Source organism: Streptomyces sp. NPDC088817, from assembly GCF_044750345.1.
In the GTDB taxonomy this organism is placed as follows: domain Bacteria; phylum Actinomycetota; class Actinomycetes; order Streptomycetales; family Streptomycetaceae; genus Streptomyces.
Window position 1 is genome coordinate 77,924 of sequence record NZ_JBIVJN010000009.1, and the last position, 16,555, is coordinate 94,478.

The 16,555-nt window shown below is 72.0% G+C and carries 17 protein-coding genes; 9 read left to right on the forward strand and 8 right to left on the reverse strand.

Annotated features, from left to right (window positions below; translation table 11 throughout):
* Nucleotides 1-87: 87 nt before the first annotated feature.
* On the reverse strand, nucleotides 88-687 hold the full coding sequence (locus ACIP4X_RS18605; protein WP_358734235.1) for a TetR family transcriptional regulator: 600 nt from the start codon (nucleotides 685-687) through the stop codon (nucleotides 88-90).
* A gap of 128 nt (nucleotides 688-815) precedes the next feature.
* Between ACIP4X_RS18605 and ACIP4X_RS18610 the strand changes: the two genes are divergently transcribed.
* Together ACIP4X_RS18610 and ACIP4X_RS18615 are read left to right on the forward strand one after the other, a co-directional pair.
* Nucleotides 816-2,507: an amidohydrolase gene (locus tag ACIP4X_RS18610; RefSeq protein WP_401349433.1), complete on the forward strand. Its 1,692-nt coding sequence runs from the start codon at nucleotides 816-818 to the stop codon at nucleotides 2,505-2,507.
* Nucleotides 2,500-3,963, forward strand: a complete 1,464-nt coding sequence (locus ACIP4X_RS18615; RefSeq protein WP_358734231.1) for an APC family permease — start codon at nucleotides 2,500-2,502, stop codon at nucleotides 3,961-3,963. Before ACIP4X_RS18610 ends, ACIP4X_RS18615 begins: the two co-directional genes overlap by 8 nt.
* 46 nt (nucleotides 3,964-4,009) lie before the next feature.
* Here ACIP4X_RS18615 and ACIP4X_RS18620 read toward each other — a convergent pair whose 3' ends face one another.
* The 3 genes from ACIP4X_RS18620 to ACIP4X_RS18630 all read right to left on the reverse strand — a co-directional run bounded on the left by ACIP4X_RS18620 (nucleotide 4,010) and on the right by ACIP4X_RS18630 (nucleotide 6,930).
* Nucleotides 4,010-5,227, reverse strand: coding sequence for an MFS transporter (locus tag ACIP4X_RS18620; protein ID WP_401349436.1), 1,218 nt, complete (start codon nucleotides 5,225-5,227; stop codon nucleotides 4,010-4,012).
* 176 nt (nucleotides 5,228-5,403) lie between these two features.
* On the reverse strand, nucleotides 5,404-5,895 hold the full coding sequence (locus tag ACIP4X_RS18625) for a hypothetical protein (RefSeq protein WP_358734227.1): 492 nt from the start codon (nucleotides 5,893-5,895) through the stop codon (nucleotides 5,404-5,406).
* Nucleotides 5,896-6,042: 147 nt separating this feature from the next.
* Entirely contained in the window at nucleotides 6,043-6,930 is an 888-nt protein-coding gene (locus ACIP4X_RS18630; protein WP_401349440.1) for an amidohydrolase family protein, read from the reverse strand.
* Nucleotides 6,931-7,166: 236 nt separating this feature from the next.
* Here ACIP4X_RS18630 and ACIP4X_RS18635 point away from each other — a divergent pair, with 236 nt between their 5' ends.
* Nucleotides 7,167-7,847: a hypothetical protein gene (locus ACIP4X_RS18635; RefSeq protein WP_401349442.1), complete on the forward strand. Its 681-nt coding sequence runs from the start codon at nucleotides 7,167-7,169 to the stop codon at nucleotides 7,845-7,847.
* Nucleotides 7,848-8,041: 194 nt separating this feature from the next.
* On the opposite strand, the gene ACIP4X_RS18640 is transcribed toward ACIP4X_RS18635, so the two are convergent.
* Nucleotides 8,042-8,698: an FxLYD domain-containing protein gene (locus ACIP4X_RS18640; RefSeq protein WP_391455638.1), complete on the reverse strand. Its 657-nt coding sequence runs from the start codon at nucleotides 8,696-8,698 to the stop codon at nucleotides 8,042-8,044.
* Nucleotides 8,699-8,859: 161 nt separating this feature from the next.
* Here ACIP4X_RS18640 and ACIP4X_RS18645 point away from each other — a divergent pair, with 161 nt between their 5' ends.
* On the forward strand, nucleotides 8,860-9,921 hold the full coding sequence (locus ACIP4X_RS18645; protein WP_401349445.1) for a Gfo/Idh/MocA family protein: 1,062 nt from the start codon (nucleotides 8,860-8,862) through the stop codon (nucleotides 9,919-9,921).
* Between the two features lies 1 nt (nucleotide 9,922).
* Entirely contained in the window at nucleotides 9,923-10,990 is a 1,068-nt protein-coding gene (locus ACIP4X_RS18650) for a Gfo/Idh/MocA family protein (RefSeq protein ID WP_401349448.1), read from the forward strand.
* 79 nt (nucleotides 10,991-11,069) lie between these two features.
* Here ACIP4X_RS18650 and ACIP4X_RS18655 read toward each other — a convergent pair whose 3' ends face one another.
* Genes ACIP4X_RS18655 through ACIP4X_RS18665 form a run of 3 tightly spaced genes read right to left on the reverse strand, consistent with a single transcriptional unit; the run spans nucleotide 11,070 to nucleotide 12,708 of the window.
* On the reverse strand, nucleotides 11,070-11,972 hold the full coding sequence (locus tag ACIP4X_RS18655) for an FAD-dependent oxidoreductase (RefSeq protein ID WP_401349451.1): 903 nt from the start codon (nucleotides 11,970-11,972) through the stop codon (nucleotides 11,070-11,072).
* 30 nt (nucleotides 11,973-12,002) lie between these two features.
* The gene (locus ACIP4X_RS18660) at nucleotides 12,003-12,236 is read right to left on the reverse strand and encodes a hypothetical protein (RefSeq protein WP_358734215.1); all 234 of its coding nucleotides are present in this window, start codon (nucleotides 12,234-12,236) and stop codon (nucleotides 12,003-12,005) included.
* Between the two features lies 1 nt (nucleotide 12,237).
* Entirely contained in the window at nucleotides 12,238-12,708 is a 471-nt protein-coding gene (locus ACIP4X_RS18665) for a hypothetical protein (protein WP_358734213.1), read from the reverse strand.
* 73 nt (nucleotides 12,709-12,781) lie between these two features.
* Between ACIP4X_RS18665 and ACIP4X_RS18670 the strand changes: the two genes are divergently transcribed.
* The 4 genes from ACIP4X_RS18670 to ACIP4X_RS18685 all read left to right on the forward strand — a co-directional run bounded on the left by ACIP4X_RS18670 (nucleotide 12,782) and on the right by ACIP4X_RS18685 (nucleotide 16,551).
* On the forward strand, nucleotides 12,782-13,375 hold the full coding sequence (locus ACIP4X_RS18670; RefSeq protein ID WP_401349454.1) for a PadR family transcriptional regulator: 594 nt from the start codon (nucleotides 12,782-12,784) through the stop codon (nucleotides 13,373-13,375).
* A gap of 316 nt (nucleotides 13,376-13,691) precedes the next feature.
* Nucleotides 13,692-14,387, forward strand: coding sequence for a response regulator (locus ACIP4X_RS18675; protein WP_391455626.1), 696 nt, complete (start codon nucleotides 13,692-13,694; stop codon nucleotides 14,385-14,387).
* Nucleotides 14,380-15,456 (forward strand): sensor histidine kinase, encoded by a 1,077-nt coding sequence (locus ACIP4X_RS18680; RefSeq protein WP_401349458.1) that lies wholly within the window; start codon nucleotides 14,380-14,382, stop codon nucleotides 15,454-15,456. Before ACIP4X_RS18675 ends, ACIP4X_RS18680 begins: the two co-directional genes overlap by 8 nt.
* Before the next feature lie 186 nt (nucleotides 15,457-15,642).
* The gene (locus ACIP4X_RS18685; protein WP_401349667.1) at nucleotides 15,643-16,551 is read left to right on the forward strand and encodes an endonuclease/exonuclease/phosphatase family protein; all 909 of its coding nucleotides are present in this window, start codon (nucleotides 15,643-15,645) and stop codon (nucleotides 16,549-16,551) included.
* Nucleotides 16,552-16,555: the final 4 nt, after the last annotated feature.

Here is a 16,555-nt window from a genome sequence, read left to right on the forward strand (position 1 = left end):
AGGAAATCACAGCCTGACACGGCCGAACCGGTCACACCGGCCATTGCTCCGAAAGCGGCATGCCATCCCGGCACGGTCCTGGGCGACTCACACGGCCGGCGCGCCGAACGCCCGTGCCGCGTCGAGCATCGCGTCGACGGCGCGCCGCACACTGATCTGGCCGTTGCCGGCCACGATGTGCAGTCCGTAGGCGTCCTCCAGCGCCACCAGGTTCAGGGCCGCCGTCGACGTGTCCAGGACGAGGTTGAACGCCCCGGCCGCGGCGCCGAGTTCGAGGACGGTCCGGTACGTCGCCAGTTGCCGCTCGTACATCGACTCGACCAGCTTGGTGTGCAGCGGGGAGCTCTCGGCCAGCACGTCGAACTCGTACAGCAATCGCATCAGCGCGTCGTCGGGGCCCGTCGGGAGGCCGGCGCGGATCGTCTCCCCCAGGAGTCGCGCCGGTTCCCCGATCGTGCCCGGCAACGCGTCCCGCCGGTCGCAGAAGCGTTCCATGCCCGCGCGGTAGGCCTCGCTCAGCAGCGCGTCGAGGTCGTCGTAGTAGTAGAGGACGGCCCCTCGGGTCAGCCCCGCCTTGCGTGCCACGTCCGCGAGTGAGAGGGAGCGGAGTCCGGTCTCGGCCGTCGTGTCGATGACCGCCTGGATGAGGTGGGCGCGGCGTTCGTCCTGATTTTTTCGGCGGGCCATCCCTTGACAGTAGCCGAGATGCTCATGAGACTCGAACCATTCTTTGACGCTAGTGGCAAAAAATGCGTGCACCGTCTCGGCGCACCTTCGCCGTGCGTTCACGGCGCGGCTCAGAACCAAGGACGACCATGCTGGACACCCTGATCACCGGCGCCCGTGTGCGCACTTTCGACGATTCCCGCCCGTGGGCCGGCGCCGTCGGCATCACCGGCGGGCGCATCGCGTTCGTGGGCGACGAGGCGGAGGCCCCGGCGGCCCGCGAGCACCGCCGCCTGGACGGGGGCCTCCTCACCCCCGGCATCATCGACAGCCACAACCACCTGCTGCTCGGCTTCGACCCCGACGCCGTCAGCCTGGAGGGCGCCGAGACTCTCGACGAGGTCCGCCGCCGTATCGCCGAACTCGCCGACGCGCGCCCGGACCTGACCTGGATCTGCGCCGAGAACGCCGTGTACTCGGTGGTCCACGGCCGCCGCCCCCACGCCCGCGACCTGGCCGGCATCACCTCGCGTCCCGTCTTCGTCACCACCTACGACCAGCACTCGGTGTGGCTCAACGACGCCGCGGTCCGCGCGCTGCGCCTGGACGAGGGCGGCGACATCCCGTGGGGCCGTCCGGAGCGGGACACCGACGGCCGCGCCACCGGATGGGTCACCGACTTCTACACGAGCGCCATGACGACGGCGGGCCTGGCCGGCCTCCAGCGCGACATCCCGATGTACTCGCCCGAGCGGCGCTACCGGAAGCTGCTGGGCAGCCTGGAGATGGCCACCGCCGTGGGCATCACCACCGTCGTGGAGCCGCAGGTCCCGCTCGCCGAGATCGACCTGTTCCGGCGCGCCCAGGACGAGGGCCGCCTCAGCTCCCGCGTCATCGCGGCGCTCTTCCACCCCATGGGGTCCGACGGCGCGTTCCGGAAGCAGTTGCGTGCCGCGGCCGACGCCGCCCCGAGCGGTGACCGCCTGGCCTTCGGCCCGGTCAAGCTCTACGCCGACGACGTGATCGAGCCCCACAACGCCTGGATGCTGGACGACTACGCCAACCGGCCCGGGCACCGCGGCCACCCGTCCGCACCGCTGGGCGAGCTCACCGAGGTCATCACCGAACTGGACCGCCTCGGCCTCCAGACCCACACCCACGCGACGGGCGACGGCGGTATCCGCCTGGCCCTGGACGCCATCGAGCACGCCGCGCGCGCCAACGGCACGCGGGACCGCCGTCACGGGATCGTGCACGTCGAGTGCCTCGCCCCGGAGGACCTGCCGCGCTTCGCCCGGCTGGGCGTCACCGCCTGCATGCAGCCGCGCCACTGCTCCCCGGACCTCGTGGCCGGCACCTGGATGGACAACGTCGGCGAGACCCGCTGGGACCGCGCCTGGCGACTGCGCTCGCTCATGGAGTCCGGCGCCCACGTGGCCCTGTCCAGCGACTGGCAGGTGGGAGAGATGGACCCCCTGGTCGGGTTCTACTCGGCGCTGACCCGGGCCGGGCTCGACGGCAAGGACGCCTGGACCCCGGCGGAACGTGTGGGGCTCGACGACACGTTGCGCGGCTACACGGCCGAGGGCGCCTGGGCCTGGCACCGGGAGAACGAGTACGGCGTCGTCCGCGTGGGCGCCAAGGCTGACCTGGTCGCCTGGTCCGAGGACCTCTACGCGCTCGAACCGGATCCGGCGGCGCTGCTCCAGCAGCGGGCCGAGGTCACCTGGGTGGGCGGCGAGGTGGTCCACGAGGCCGCCACCGCACGCGCCACCGCCGGCCACTACGGTGCGCTCACCTCCTGCTCCGCCCACGCCGAAGGCGGTCACGCCCATGCCTGACAGCAGCCATCCCGCACGCGCCGCCGAGGGCACCGCCACACGGACCACGGCGAACCCCACGCCTGCCGCACTCGGCGGCACCGCGACCGTCGCCGACGGCGACCAGGCCCAGGAGGCTGCGGGCGGCACACAGTTGCGCCGCAGCCTGAAGCTGCGCCACATCGTCTTCCTCGGTCTGGCCTTCATGGCGCCGCTGGCGGTGTTCGACACCTTCGGTCTGGTCTCCGAGGCGACCGACGGCCATGTGCCGCTCGCCTACCTGGCCGTCCTGGCCGCGGTGGGACTCACGGCGCTCAGCTACGCGCGGATGGCCCGCCGCATCACCTCCGCCGGATCCGTGTACACCTACGCAGGCAAGTCGCTCGGGGCGCCGGTGGGCTTCCTGGTGGGCTGGTCGGCCACGCTGGACTACGTCCTGCTGCCCATGCTCAACGCCCTGCTGGCCGCGATCTACATGGGCGCCGTGCTGCCCGGCGTCCCGGCGTGGGTGTGGGTGCTCTCCACCGTGGTGGTCTGCACGGCGCTGAACCTGGTGGGCGTGAAGCTGGCCGCCAAGGTGAACGTGGCGCTCGTGGTCATCCAGGCCGGCGTGGCCATCGCGTTCCTGGTGTTCGCCGTGCGCGCCATCGCCACCCATGGCGAGTCGTTCGGGACCACCGGCTGGGACCCGGCCTCGGTGCCACTGCCCGCCCTGCTCAGCGGTGCCTCGCTGCTGGCCCTGTCCTTCCTGGGCTTCGACGCCGTCTCCACCCTCTCCGAGGAGGCCGAGCAGCCGCGCCGGGACATCCCGCGGGCCATCCTGCTCATCGTGGCCGCCGCCGCGGTGTTCTTCCTGGCCATCACCTACGCCATGCAGACGCTCTTCCCGGACGTCTCGGCCGTGGGCGACATCGTGGGCGCCTCGCCGCAGATCGCCAAGTACATCGGCGGCGCCGCGTTCCAGGCGGTGTTCGTGGGCGGCTACCTCACCGCGGTGCTCGGGTGCGGTCTGACCCAGCAGATGAGTGCGGCGCGGCTGCTGTTCGCCATGGGCCGCGACGGCATGCTGCCACGTGCGGTCTTCGGGCGGGTCGATCCGCGTACCGGCGTCCCCGCCCTCAACGTGCTCATCGTGGGCCTCATCGCCGCCTCCGCCGTCTTCCTGGACCTCGGCAGCGCCGCATCCCTGATCAACTTCGGCGCCTACGTAGCCTTCGCCGCGGTGAACCTCGCGGTGATCGGCTTCTGGGTGCGCGACCGCCGCGCCGGGCGGGCGGAGGCCCGCGGAGCCGTCGCCGCCGTACTGCAACTGGTGCTGCCGGCCCTCGGCTTCGTCGTGAACGCGGCCCTGTGGGTCAGCCTGGACACCCCGGCCAAGGTCGTGGGCGTCATCTGGGCCCTGGTCGGGGTGGGAATCCTCACGCTCCGCACGGGCGGATTCCGGCGCCCGGTGCGGACGCTGAACCTGGAGGAGTAGGTCCGCGGAGCCCTCGGACGCGGGACGGCCAGGGCGGTCAGGGCGCTCAGGGCCGGAGAGCGGTACGCCCTCGTCCCGCAGGCTCGGCGGAGCCGGTTCCGGTTCTCAGGGCGCGCATGGCGAGGGCGCCCGCCAGGGGGCCGGGGGCCAGGAGCAGGAACGCGTAATGCCAGCCGACGGCGTCCGCGAGGAGCGGGGTCAGCTGGATGCTGACGACCGTGAGGGCGAACCCGATCGCGGTCTGGGCCGTGAGGGCCGTTCCGATGTAGCGGGAGTCGGCGACCTCGCTGAGCGCGGTGGAGAACACTCCGGAGTCGGCGATCACGGCGGCGCCCCACAGGACGCAGAACGCGACCACGAGCGCCGGCGGGGAGTGAAGGAGCAGCGGTGAGAGCAGACAGCACAGACCGCTGGCGACCAGGGCCGCGATGGCTGCGGGAGGGCGGCCGTAGCGGTCGGCGCCCCAGCCGCCGAGCAGGCAGCCGACGACGCCGCCGATCCCCATGGTGAGGAACACGGTGACCTCGACCGATCCGGGAAGCAGACGAGCGCTGTCCGTGGCGGCGAGGAAGGCCGGGATCCAGGTCCACAGGGCGTACAGCTCCCACATGTGCCCGAAGTAGCCGAGGTTGGCGGAGCGCGGGCCGCGCCGGGTGAACATGGTGAGGGCGTAGCGGGGGTTGCGGGCGGGCGCGGCCGGAGCGGCGTGGGGGCCGACGCGGATGAAGGCCAGCGCGATGCAGGAGGCGAGGAGTCCGGCGGCCGACGCGACCAGGAGAACGCCCCGCCAGGGCAGTGACCCGACGCCGGCGATGAGGTGCGGAAGAGTCGATCCGAGCGTCAGAGCGGCGATGAGCACACCCATGGACCTGCCGCGTGCGGCGCCGTGCGCCCAGGAGGCCATGAGTTTCATGCCGACCGGGTACACACCGGCCAGGCACACACCGGTCACGAAGCGGAGCGGAACGGCCGTGGCGAGCCGGTCGACCGACAGGGCCAGGAGCACGGTGCACACGGCGGCCGCGGCGGCGCCGCCGGCGAGAAGGCGCTGGGGTGGAAGGCGGTCGGCGAGGGTGAGCACGGCCGAGGTGAGCGCGCCGGTGACGAAACCGAGCTGGACCGACGCGGTCAGCCATACGGCGTCGGCGGAGTCGAGCCCCCACTCGCCGCGCAGTGTGGGAACCACCGCCGACATGGAGAACCAGACGGCGAGGCCGAGGACCTGTACGGCGGCGATCGCGCCGCGCTGTATGCCGACGTTCATGGACTCCCTTCCCCGTGGAACCAAGTGGGCGGGAGAAGCCTACGGGGCGGTGGCCCGCGGGCTCGGCCCGGCTCCGGGGAGGGGTCGTGCGGGTCATGTGGGTCATGTGGGCCGTACCGCTCGCCGGCCGGCCCGGAGGTGGCACAGTCGACGCATGCGGGGCGCCGCGGGCGTGGCTACCCCTTGGGGGTCGTCTCGTGCTCCGCCCCCTGCGGCCAGAGCACCTCGACGTCGACACCGTGGCTGCGGGCGTAGGCCACCAGGTGCGCTGTCGCGTCCCTCCCCGAGGAGGGAGAACCGTCCCAGACGGCCAGCACCCGCGCGCACGAGCGCAGCAGTCCCTCGTCGGCTGTCACGCACGAGGTGCGGTCACCGGGGTCGTACTCCACCAGCCGCACCTGCTCGGACAGCAGCAGGAGTTCACCGGCCGCCCTCCGGTCCGGCTCGGCGACGTGCGCGGGCACCCCGTTGCAGGACGGCAGGACCGTCACCAGGGCCAGTCCCGCCTTCCGGGCGGCCCGCCCGACCACCACCGGCAGTCCCTTCCCGGCGCGCACCAGCCCGGACGTGCCCGCCTGGGCGAACGCGGCCAGACGGGAACGCAGTTCCTCCTCCAGCAGAGCCAGCGTCGGCGCGGTGAGATCGGCGTGGCCTACGACAGCGATCACCTGTGGCTTTCCCTTCTCCCCATGTGCTTGATCATCGTCATGGCCCGCCGGCTCGCGCAGGGGTCCGGCGGCCCCGAAATCAGGCTGTTCGGCCCTGGCGTACGCCACCGCACGGGTACGGCCTCGAAGACTGCCCTCGCTCGCGGGTCACAGCCCGAACAGTTCCGCCGCGTTGTCGTGGCACACGGCCTGCAGCCACTCCTGTCCGAGCCCCAGCCGTTCCAGGGCGTCGAGCTGGTGGATGTAGGGATAGGGGATGTTGGGGAAGTCGGTGCCGAGCAGGACACGGTCGCCGAGCGCTTCGAGCCGGGGCAGGGCCCGGCGCGGGAACGGCATGAATCCCTCGGTGAAGTCGGTGAACGCCATCGTCGTGTCCAGCCGCACCTGTCCGTACCGCTCGGCGAGGTCCAGGAACTCCTCGTACTCGGGCATCCCCATGTGCGCCACGATCAGGCGCAGTTCCGGGTGCCGTGCCAGGATCCGCGCGATCGGCTCGGGGCCCGTGTGTTTGCCCGGCGCGGGCCCCGAGCCGCAGTGGATCACCACGGGGATCCGTGCCTCGGCCAGCAAGCCCCAAGCGGGTTCCAGGAGTTCGTCGGCCGGGTCGTAACCTCCCACCTGTACATGGGCCTTGAACACGCGCGCACCCGCCTCGATTGCCTCGTGGACGTACGTCTCGACGCCCGGCTCGGGGTAGAGAGTGGCGGTGTGCAGGCAGTCGAGGGTGCGGCGGGCGAAGTCGGCGGCCCAGCCGTTCAGCCACGGGGCCATGCCGGGCTTGTGCGGGTAGAGCATCGCGGTGAAGGCCCGGACGCCGAACTCCCGGAGGACGGCGGTGCGCTGCGTCTCCTCCTCGCGGTAGGTGATCGGCCACTCGAGCCCGCCGGTCAGCGGTCCCTGCGCGTCGAAGTAGTCCCAGACCTTGTGCAGGACACGCTCGGGCATGAAGTGCGTGTGGACGTCGATCAGGCCGGGAAGACCGAGCCGGCGCCAGAAACGACGTACCTCGCCAGGTGCCGTGCGGTGATCGTTCATGCCTCCACCATCGGCCCTGGCGAGGGCGCGGGCCAGCCCCTCCGCACGCGGCGCGGTGCGGGATCCGTCACACGAAGTGCGGCAGGTTGGACCCATACTGACCGAAGTGGTTGCCCAGAGACAGGTATAACCACCCGTATCATCACTGGGCCAGACACCCGCAGCCGAAGCGCCTGCCACCTGACTCGCTGCCATGGGGACGCAGGCTTCGACCGGCCCGGAGCAAGGAGAGAAGAGTGCCCCACAACACGTCCACCGCCACCGAGTTGACATCGCAGTACATCAGCCAGGTGACCGGCGATCTGGAGCAGAACGTCAAGGAGCAGGAACGCATCACGGCGGAGATCGCCGCGTTGCAGCAGCAGCTTGCCGCTCTTCAGCACGACCACACCGTGCTGGTGAACATGCGGCAGGCGCTTGGTGTCGCGGGAACGGCTCCTGAGCCCGCGGCCACCGACAGCGCCACCGTGCCCGCCCCGCGGAAGAAGGCCACCGCCGGTTCTCGCGGGAAGGCCACCGCCGCGCCCCGCGGGAAGACCACCGCCGAGCCTCGCGGGAAGGCGAAGAAGGCGGCTGCCGAACAGCCCACGGCCAAGGCCAAGAGGCGCTCCCCGAAAACTCCCGTGGCCGGGAAGGACGTTGCCGCGAAGCAGGCGCAGCCCACGCTGGCCGACCTCGTCCGCCGTCATCTGACCGAGCAGAACGAACCGCGTTCCGCGGCGGAGGTCGCCACGACGCTCGGCGAGGCGCACCCCGACCGCGGCATCAAGACCAACGTCGTGCGCACCACCCTCGAAAACCTTGTCGCCAGGAGCCAGGCTCAGCGCAGCAAGCAGGGCACGTCCGTCTTCTACACCGCTCCCCACACGAGGGAGCCCGAGGCGGCCCCCGAGGCCAAGCCCGAAGCCGCCGTCTAGACCCGCTCGCAGCACGCCGAACCGCCGCTGCCCGACCCGGTGTTGGCAGCCCGGAGGAAGCGGGCTGGGCAGCCCCGCGGTTCAGGCGGCCTGCGGCCAGGCGCGCGGCAGGGCGGCGATCCACTGGCACCCGCGAGTTCGGCGACCTGAGGAAACAGCTGCTACCACTCGGGCGGGTGCCCTTGTCGAGCCGTTCAGTAGCGCTGGGCCTTGGCCAGCCGGGCGGTCAGTTTGGGCTCGGGAGGTTTCCGGCTGAACACGATGGGCTGCTGGCGCTTGCCGGGTTCCAGGTTCTCCGCCCCGGCGTAGCGGGTCTCGACCACATGCCCCCGCGCGTCCACGAAGTCGACCTGCACGGCGTACGACGCCTTGCGGTCCGTCTTGTTGGTGATGGTGACCAGGGCAGCCGGCACACCTCCGGACTGCGCTCTGGGCACACCGGTCAGGCCCACCTCCGACTGCGCGTTGCCGGGTCCCGAAACACCCTTGAGTTCCTTCTCGGCGACCGCGGCCCGCCGGGCGGTCTCGGCCGACACCGACGCCTCGAACTCCGAGGCCCGCACGGACGCGGACGAGGCCGCCGCCGACGCGGAGGCGCGGGCGGAGGCGATGGCCGACGACGCGGAGGACGCGAGTGCCGACGGCAGCGGCTGGGGCGAGAACGACGCCGTGTGGGGAGGGGTCGGCCTCGGGCTGACCGTGGTACCACCGCCGCCGCTGTTGCCGCATCCGGCCAGCGCACCGACCGCGAGAGCGAACGTCACAGTGACCGAGGCCGGGACGAGGTGCCGCCCGCGCGGGCGGACACGGCGGAGGGACGGCGACAGGTCTTCCGTCGGCTGAGGGCGCATGACCTCATCGTCCGCACTGCGTACCGGGCACGCGACGCGGACCGGTCCTGATGGGTGACCCACGCCGGCGTGCGCACCCCCTCCCGCGAACCCCACTCTGGACGTAAGATGTCTGACGTCTGAACTCCCAATCCCGAAGCGTCGAGTGTGAGGAGCCGCGCGTGCGCCCTGCCCCCGTGCACGGAGAAGCCCCGCCCGGAGAGAACGAACCGCGAGACCCCGCACGGCGGCCGGGCGACCACCGTGTGGCCGTACTCGGCGCCGGCGCCATCGCCCGTGACCATGTCGCCGCGCTCGCGCGTGTCCCGGGAATGCGGCTGGCCCACGTCGTCGACCGGCACCCCGAGCGGGCCGCCGCGCTGGCCGCCCTCGCCGAGGGGGCCACATGGTCCACCGACCCGGCGAGCGCGTGGTCGGACGGCATCGACGTCACCGCCGTGTGCACCTCCCCCGAATCGCATGCCGAGTTGTCGGTCGCGGCGCTGGAAGCCGGCCGCGCGGTCCTCCTGGAGAAGCCCGCCGCGCTGAACGTGGCCGACGTCGACCGGGTTCTCGCCGCCGCGAGGACCGCGGGCCGGCCCCTGCTCGTCGCCCAGACGGCCCGCTTCCAGCCCGTCCACCTCGAAGTCGCCCGGGCGGTCGCCGAGGGCGCGATCGGCACTCCGCGCCTGGCCCACCTCACCTGGTACACCGGGCACGTCTGGCCCGGAGGCTGGCGGGGCTGGCAGCTGAACCCGTCCCGTTCCGGCGGCCATGTCGCCCACAACGGCGTGCACGCCCTCGACCTGCTGACCTGGCTCGTGGACGACGAACCGGTCCGCGTCTTCGCCCGTCCCTGCCGCACCTGGGCACCCGGGATGCCGACCCCCGACAGCTTCCAGATCCTCGTACGCTTCGCCGGCGGCGCCCTCGCCACCGTGGAACTGTGTTACGCCCTCGCCGCACGCGGCACGTTCGTCCGCCGGCTCGTGCTGTCCGGCACGACCGGCACCCTGCACCACAGCAGCGAGGACGAGCCGAGAGCGCACACCGCGTCGCCGGTCGCCCCCGCCTCGATCGACGGGGCCATGACGGAGCAGACCAGGCATCTGCGCGACGTCCTCGACGGCGTGGCCGCCCCGCTGACCGCTCCCCATCAGATACGTGCCGCGCTGGCCGCCGCCCTGGCGGCACAGCTCAGCGCGGACGAGGGCCGCCCCGTCGACGTCAAGGAGGTCTGCTGACATGAGGATCCTCATCGCGTCCGGAGTCCGGCACGCACGCGACTACGTGCCGCTGCTGCGGTCCCTGCCCGGCATCGAGGTGATCGGCTGCGCCGACACCGCCGACAGCCCCTTCACCGAGGACAGTGCCGCCCTCGCCCGTACGACGGGCGTTCCGCTGCTCGACCTGGACCAGGGTCTCGCCTCCTGCGACATCGCCCTCGTGTGCAGCGAGCCCACGCGCCACGTCGAACTCGCGCTGAGAGCGCTCGAAGCCGGCCGCCATGTCGTCGTCGACAAGCCCGCCGCCACCGGCACCGGCGACGCACAGCGCCTGTGGGACGCCGCCGACCGGTCCCGCGGACTGCTCACCGCCGTCCACCGCCTCCACTCTCCGCAACTCGTCCGCGCCCGGCGCCTCGTGGACTCCGGTGCGATCGGGCTGCCCCTGGCCGTCGACGCGGAGTGGCTCGCGGCCGGCGGACTCGACGGGACGACGGTCGAGCGCCCCGAACTCGTCTGCGACCCCGCCCTGTCCGGCGGTGGCGAACTCATGAACTTCGGCTGGTATCCGGCCCTGGCGATCCGGCACCTGACCGGACTGGACGTGGAGGAGGTCGTCGCCTTCAGCAGCGCCGCGCCTCACGCGCCGCTCTTCGACGGTCCGCACGGCGCCCACGGGGTCGAGGACGCGGCGGTGCTCTCGCTCCGCCTGCGCAACGGTGTCGTGGCGACCGTCACCGTGGCCCGCACTCCCGCCGGTGTCGGCCCGGCGCCCGTCTCGTCGAGCCTGCGGGTGCTCGGCTCGCACGGCCACGTGCTCGCCGACGAGGACGCTCCTTCCTTCTCCGTGCGCGGGGCGGACGGCGGCAGCGTGTCCCGCCGGATCGGCGGGCCCGCCGGGGTGACGGCGCTGCGCCGGCTCTTCACCGAGTTCTGCGACGACATCCGCCACGGACGGACTCCCCTGGTCACGGCGGCCGACATCCACGCGGCCGTCGCGGTCGTCGAGGCCGCGCTGTCCTCCGCGCGCGAGAACGGCGCCCCCGTCGCGCCGGCCGTCCGCGCAGTGGCCGCAACGGGGGCATGACACTCCCGCGGGCAACGCGCGCCCCCGGCGGGTTCATGACGGCCGGGGGCGCGCGGTTCCGCGCGGAGTGGTCCGTTCCTCAGGCGGCGACGGCGGTGTCCCAGTGGATCCGGTGGTCGTACTGCCATGCCATCTTCTCGGGGGTGCCGAGGCGGGCGAAGAGCGGCAGGAGAGCGTCGCGGAACACCCGGCCCACGGGCCCGGCGGCCTTCCCGCTATTGGTACGGGCGGCCTGAGCGATGACCCGCTCGACCCGGGCGCGGCGGGCGTGCTCGTTGGCGGCGAAGGCCTGGGGGTGCGGCAGGTCCCGAAGCGCGCGAGCGAGTTCCACGGCGCTTTCCGCGGCGAGTGAGGCGCCCTGGCCGGAGCTGGGAGAAGTGGCGTGGGCGGAGTCGCCCACCAGCACCATCCGGCCGCGGTGCCAGTGCGGGACATGCGGCAGGTCCTCCATGGGCCCGGCGGTGACCAGGGCTTCGGGCACGGTGCGCCGCAGCAGGTCCAGGGCGGGGACGGTGTCACCGGCGAAGGCCTCCCCCAGCCGGCGCAGCCACTCCTCGTTCGGGGTCTGCCGCACCTGCGCCCATGTCGCGTAGGGATGGGGAAGGTTGGCGAACCAGACGCCGCTGCCGTCGTCGAAGGTCTGGTACCCGAAGAAGGCGCGGCGGCCGAAGGCCATGTACATCCGGTCGCCGGTGGGCGGCAGTCCGGCGCCGTCGACGCGGGCGCCGAAGCCGGGCAGCCCACTGTAGCGCGGCCGAGGACCCTGGGGGTCGATCAGCCTGCGGACCGTGGAACGCAGGCCGTCCGCGCCGATCAGGACGTCGGCCTCCTCGCTGACGGTGCCGTCGGCGAAGACGGCCCTGATGCCGGTGCCGCTGTCGCGGACGTCGACGAGTTCGTGGCCGTGGTGGACCGGGACACCCTGGTGCAGGGCCAGGTCGTAGAGCCGTCGGTAGAGGTCGGCGCGCCAGGTGAACTGCATGGGTTGGCGGATCTCGGTGATGGACCGGCCCTAGTGGTTCTGCAGCACGATGGCGTTCATCGGGACGCCGACCCGGTCGAGTCCGATCAGGCCGAGGGCGGCACGGCCGTTGGGGGCGACGCTCAGGGCGCCGCCGATGCCGTCGGCGGTCGTGGTGTGGGACTCGTGCACGGCGGCCTCGATCCCGGCGCGGCGCAGGGCGAGAGCGGCCACCGGGCCGGCGATGCCGCCGCCCACGACGATGGCGGTGCGGGTGCGGGGCATGTCAGCGGGTCCTCTCGCGAGCGGGGTCGTCGACGGTGGGCAGGCCGCCCTCGCGGTGGGCGCGGCGCAGGTCGTCCAGGTAGGCACGGGAGCACATGGCGGTGAGCTGGGCGTTCCCGCCGCGGCGGATCCGGATCTCACCGTCACTGACCGCTCCCGCCAGCCGTATGCGCGCCGGTCCGGCGCCGGGCTGCGCGTCCTTCACCCGGCCACGGCGGGCGAAGGCGAGGTCCCGGCTGTCCACGGAGACCTCGTCGGGCAGCAGCAAGGTGATCGTGGCACGGACGAGTTCCAGATCCATCGTCAGCGGCTCGTCCCAGCCGATGTGCGGGGAGCGCAGGTCCAGCACGACGCCGGCGTGGCGGGCGTGCACGTCGAACTCGGTGGCCTCGGTCCAGTGACCCAGGTGCTTCACGGTGGCGTGGTCCGCGTGGATGCGCTCGGCGGACGCGAGCCGGGTCGGCGTCATCATGAATGGATAGTTGCAGTGAAACTAGTATCACCGTCAACTAGTTTCGTTGAGATCATTCCGCTAGGCTCCAGGCATGCGCAGCTCCCCCCTCGGCCTGACCGTTCTCTCATTGCTGCACTTGCGGCCCCTGCACCCGTACGGCATCCAGCGGCTGATCAAGCAGTGGGGAAAGGACCAGGTCGTCAACGTCAGCCAGCGGGCGAGCCTGTACCGCACCATCGACCGGTTGCTCGACGCCGGACTGATCGCGGTGCGCGAGACCAGCCGGGACCAGCGGTACCCCGAACGCACCGTCTACGAGGTGACCGACGCCGGCCGCGTGGCGACCCGTGAGTGGCTGCGGGAGATGCTGGCCGCCCCGCGCGCGGAGTACCCGGAGTTCCCCGCCGCGCTCTCGTTCACCCTGATGCTGCTGCCGCGGGAGGTACAGGCCGACCTGACCGCCCGCGCCGCGCAGGTGCGGGACCGGCTCGCCGAACTGGACACCGCCGCCGAGGCGGCACGGCAGGCGGGACTGCCACGGATCGCCATGCTGGAGGACGAGTACCGCAGCGCCGTACTGACCGCGGAGCTCGACTGGCTCGACTCGATCACGTCCGATCTCCGCTCCGGCACCCTCACCTGGGACCACGAGACGCTGGCCGCCCTGGCCCAGGAGACGTCCTGACCCCGGACTCCACACCCACGCCGCACCGGCCCGACCCCGTGTGAGCGGCGGCACACCGCCGCGGGGCTTCCGATCCGGCCGGTGGAGGCGTACGTTCCGCTTACCTCGCGTAGGCGCCCTCGAGGCGCCGGCCCGCCGGTCCTGGGCGGCGGGCCACGCGGGGGCCAACCGCGCCCGCGCGGAGCCGGACGGCGGCGCGGTCGTGCCGCACGGCCGTACTCGCACCGGCCGGCTCCGGGATCATCACGATGTGCCTTCCGGCACGTACGCGGTTTTCGATACGCCGACGATATGTGCCGACTCGTAGCCTCGCAGCATGCGCGTACTGATCGTCGAGGACGAAACCTATATGGCGGAGGCCATCCGCGACGGCCTGCGTCTGGAGGCGATCGCGGCGGACATCGCGGGCGACGGCGACACGGCGCTGGAGCTGCTGAACGTCAACGCCTACGACATCGCCGTCCTCGACCGTGACATCCCCGGACCCACCGGTGACGAGATCGCCGAAACCATCGTCGCCTCCGGCAGCGGCATGCCGATCCTCATGCTCACCGCCGCCGACCGTCTCGACGACAAGGCCACCGGCTTCGAACTCGGCGCCGACGACTACCTCACGAAGCCGTTCGACCTCCGGGAACTCGTACTCAGGCTCAGAGCACTCGACCGCAGACGTGCCCACAGCAGGCCGCCTGTGCGGGAGATCGCGGGCCTGCGACTGGATCCGTTCCGCCGGGAGGTCCACCGCGACGGCCGCCATGTCGCGCTGACCAGGAAGCAGTTCGCCGTGCTCGAAGTCCTCGTCGCGGCCGAGGGCGGTGTCGTCAGCGCCGAGGAACTCCTGGAACGCGCGTGGGACGAGAACGCGGACCCGTTCACCAACGCGGTGCGCATCACCGTATCGGCGCTGCGCAAGCGTCTGGGCGAACCCTGGATCATCGCCACCGTGCCGGGCGCCGGCTACCGCGTCGACACGCGGCCCCAGGCCGGAGCCGAGGGAGGAGACCGTGGATAGAGAGCCCGGACTGAGCGTCCGCCTCAAACTCACGCTCAGCTACGCCGGATTCCTCATACTGGCCGGCGCCCTGCTGCTCGTGGCCGTGTGGGTGTCCCTGCTGCGTTTCATGCCCGACATGGGTGCCAGCCCCGCCGGGCCGCTGAGGCGCTCCGACTTCCTGCGCATCTTCGCGCCGACCGCGGGCGCCGGGCTGGCCTTCCTGCTGGTCTTCGGCGTCCTGGGCGGATGGGTCCTCGCCGGGCGCATGCTCGCCCCGCTGAGCCGCATCACGGACGCCACACGCATGGCCGCGAACGGGTCGCTCTCCCACCGGATCCGGCTGGAAGGACGCAAGGACGAGTTCCGCGAACTCGGCGACGCCTTCGACGCCATGCTCGTACGGCTCGAAGCACACGTCGCCGAACAGCGGAGATTCGCGGCCAACGCCTCGCACGAACTGCGCACCCCGCTCGCGATCTCACAGGCGCTGCTCGACGTGGCCCGCAACGATCCGGCCCACGATCCCGGCGAACTCGTCGACCGCCTTCACGCCGTCAACGCCCGGGCGATCGAGCTCACCGAGGCGCTGCTCGTGCTCAGCCGCGCCGACCAGAGGTCGTTCACCCGGGAGCCCGTCGACCTGTCCCTGCTCGCGGAAGAGGCCACCGAGACTCTGCTCCCGCTCGCCGAGAAGCGCGGTGTCACCCTCGACACCTCCGGTGACGTCGCCCCGGCGCTCGGCTCGCAGGCGCTCCTGCTCCAGATGACGACGAACCTTGTGCACAACGCCATCGTGCACAACCTGGCCGAACAAGGCGCCGTGTGGGTCACGACCGGCGTCCACCCCGAGACCGTGGTGCTCACCGTCGAGAACAGCGGCGAGAAGCTGTCCTCCGAGTTGGTCTCCACACTCACCGAACCGTTTCAGCGCGGCACCGCACGCGTACGCGACGACCACGCGGGGGTCGGCCTCGGTCTGGCGATCGTCAAGAGGATCACCGAAGTACACGACGGATCGCTGACCATCACCCCGCGCTCCGCGGGCGGACTCCGTATCACCGTTCAGCTTCCGAGATTTCACGATTAGGGCATTTGATCAGTGAGTGAACCCATACAAGAATTCGCCGATGGACAGGACGGCGCCGGCCGCCGGAACACCGGCTCCGGTACCCGGCGCGCGGCCGTCCGCCGGGCGCTCCGCATCGGCTCGTGGCCGGGGCCCTGGAAGCGTGGCCCGGTGCTCACGGCGTCGGCGCTGCTGCTGGGCCTGCTCATGCTGCTGCACGCCAGGATCCCGAACCGGGTCGGGAACCTCGGCAGCCTGGTGGAGACCCTCCTGCCATGGTTCGGCCTGTTCATCCCGGTGCTGCTGGCCGGGGCGCTGTGGCGCCGCTCCGCCTCCGCGGCGGTCGCGCTGCTGCTGCCGGTGACGGCGTGGCTGAGCCTCTTCGGCGGGCTGCTCACCGACAAGTCCCGCCCGGGCGCCGACCTCACCGTGGCGAGCCACAACGTCGACGCCGGCAACCCCGACCCGGCCGGCACCGCGCGTGACCTGGCCGCCTCCGGTGCGGACGTGCTGGCACTGGAGGAGCTGACCCAGCAGGCCCTGGGGGCGTACGAGACGGGGCTGGCGAAGGCGTACCCGTACCACACGGTGCAGGGCACGGTCGGGCTGTGGAGCAAGCTGCCGCTGTCGGACACCGAGCCGGTCGACATCAAGACGGACTACGGGCCGCTGGCGGACACCAAGCCGGCCGACGTCACGATGGCCTACAACCGGGCACTGCGCACCACGGTGACCACGGACCAGGGCCCGCTGACCGTCTATGTGGCCCACCTGGGATCCGTGCGGGTCATGCCCAGGGGAGGCTTCTGGACGGTCTCACGGGACCGGGGCGCGCAGGCGCTCGCCGAGGCCCTCGCCGCAGATCCGAGCAAGCGGGTGGTGCTGCTCGGCGACCTGAACGGCACCATGGACGACCGCGCGTTCGCGGGCATCACCTCGCGGCTGCGTTCGGTCCAGGACGCGGTCGGGGACGGCTTCGGCTTCAGCTGGCCGGCGAAGTTCCCGGTGGCACGGATCGACCAGATCCTGGTCAGGGGCGTGAAGCCGGAGAGCTCCCGGGTGCTGCCTGCCACCGGCAGCGACCACCTGCCGGTGGCAGCCGGAATCAGCTGGTAGGAGG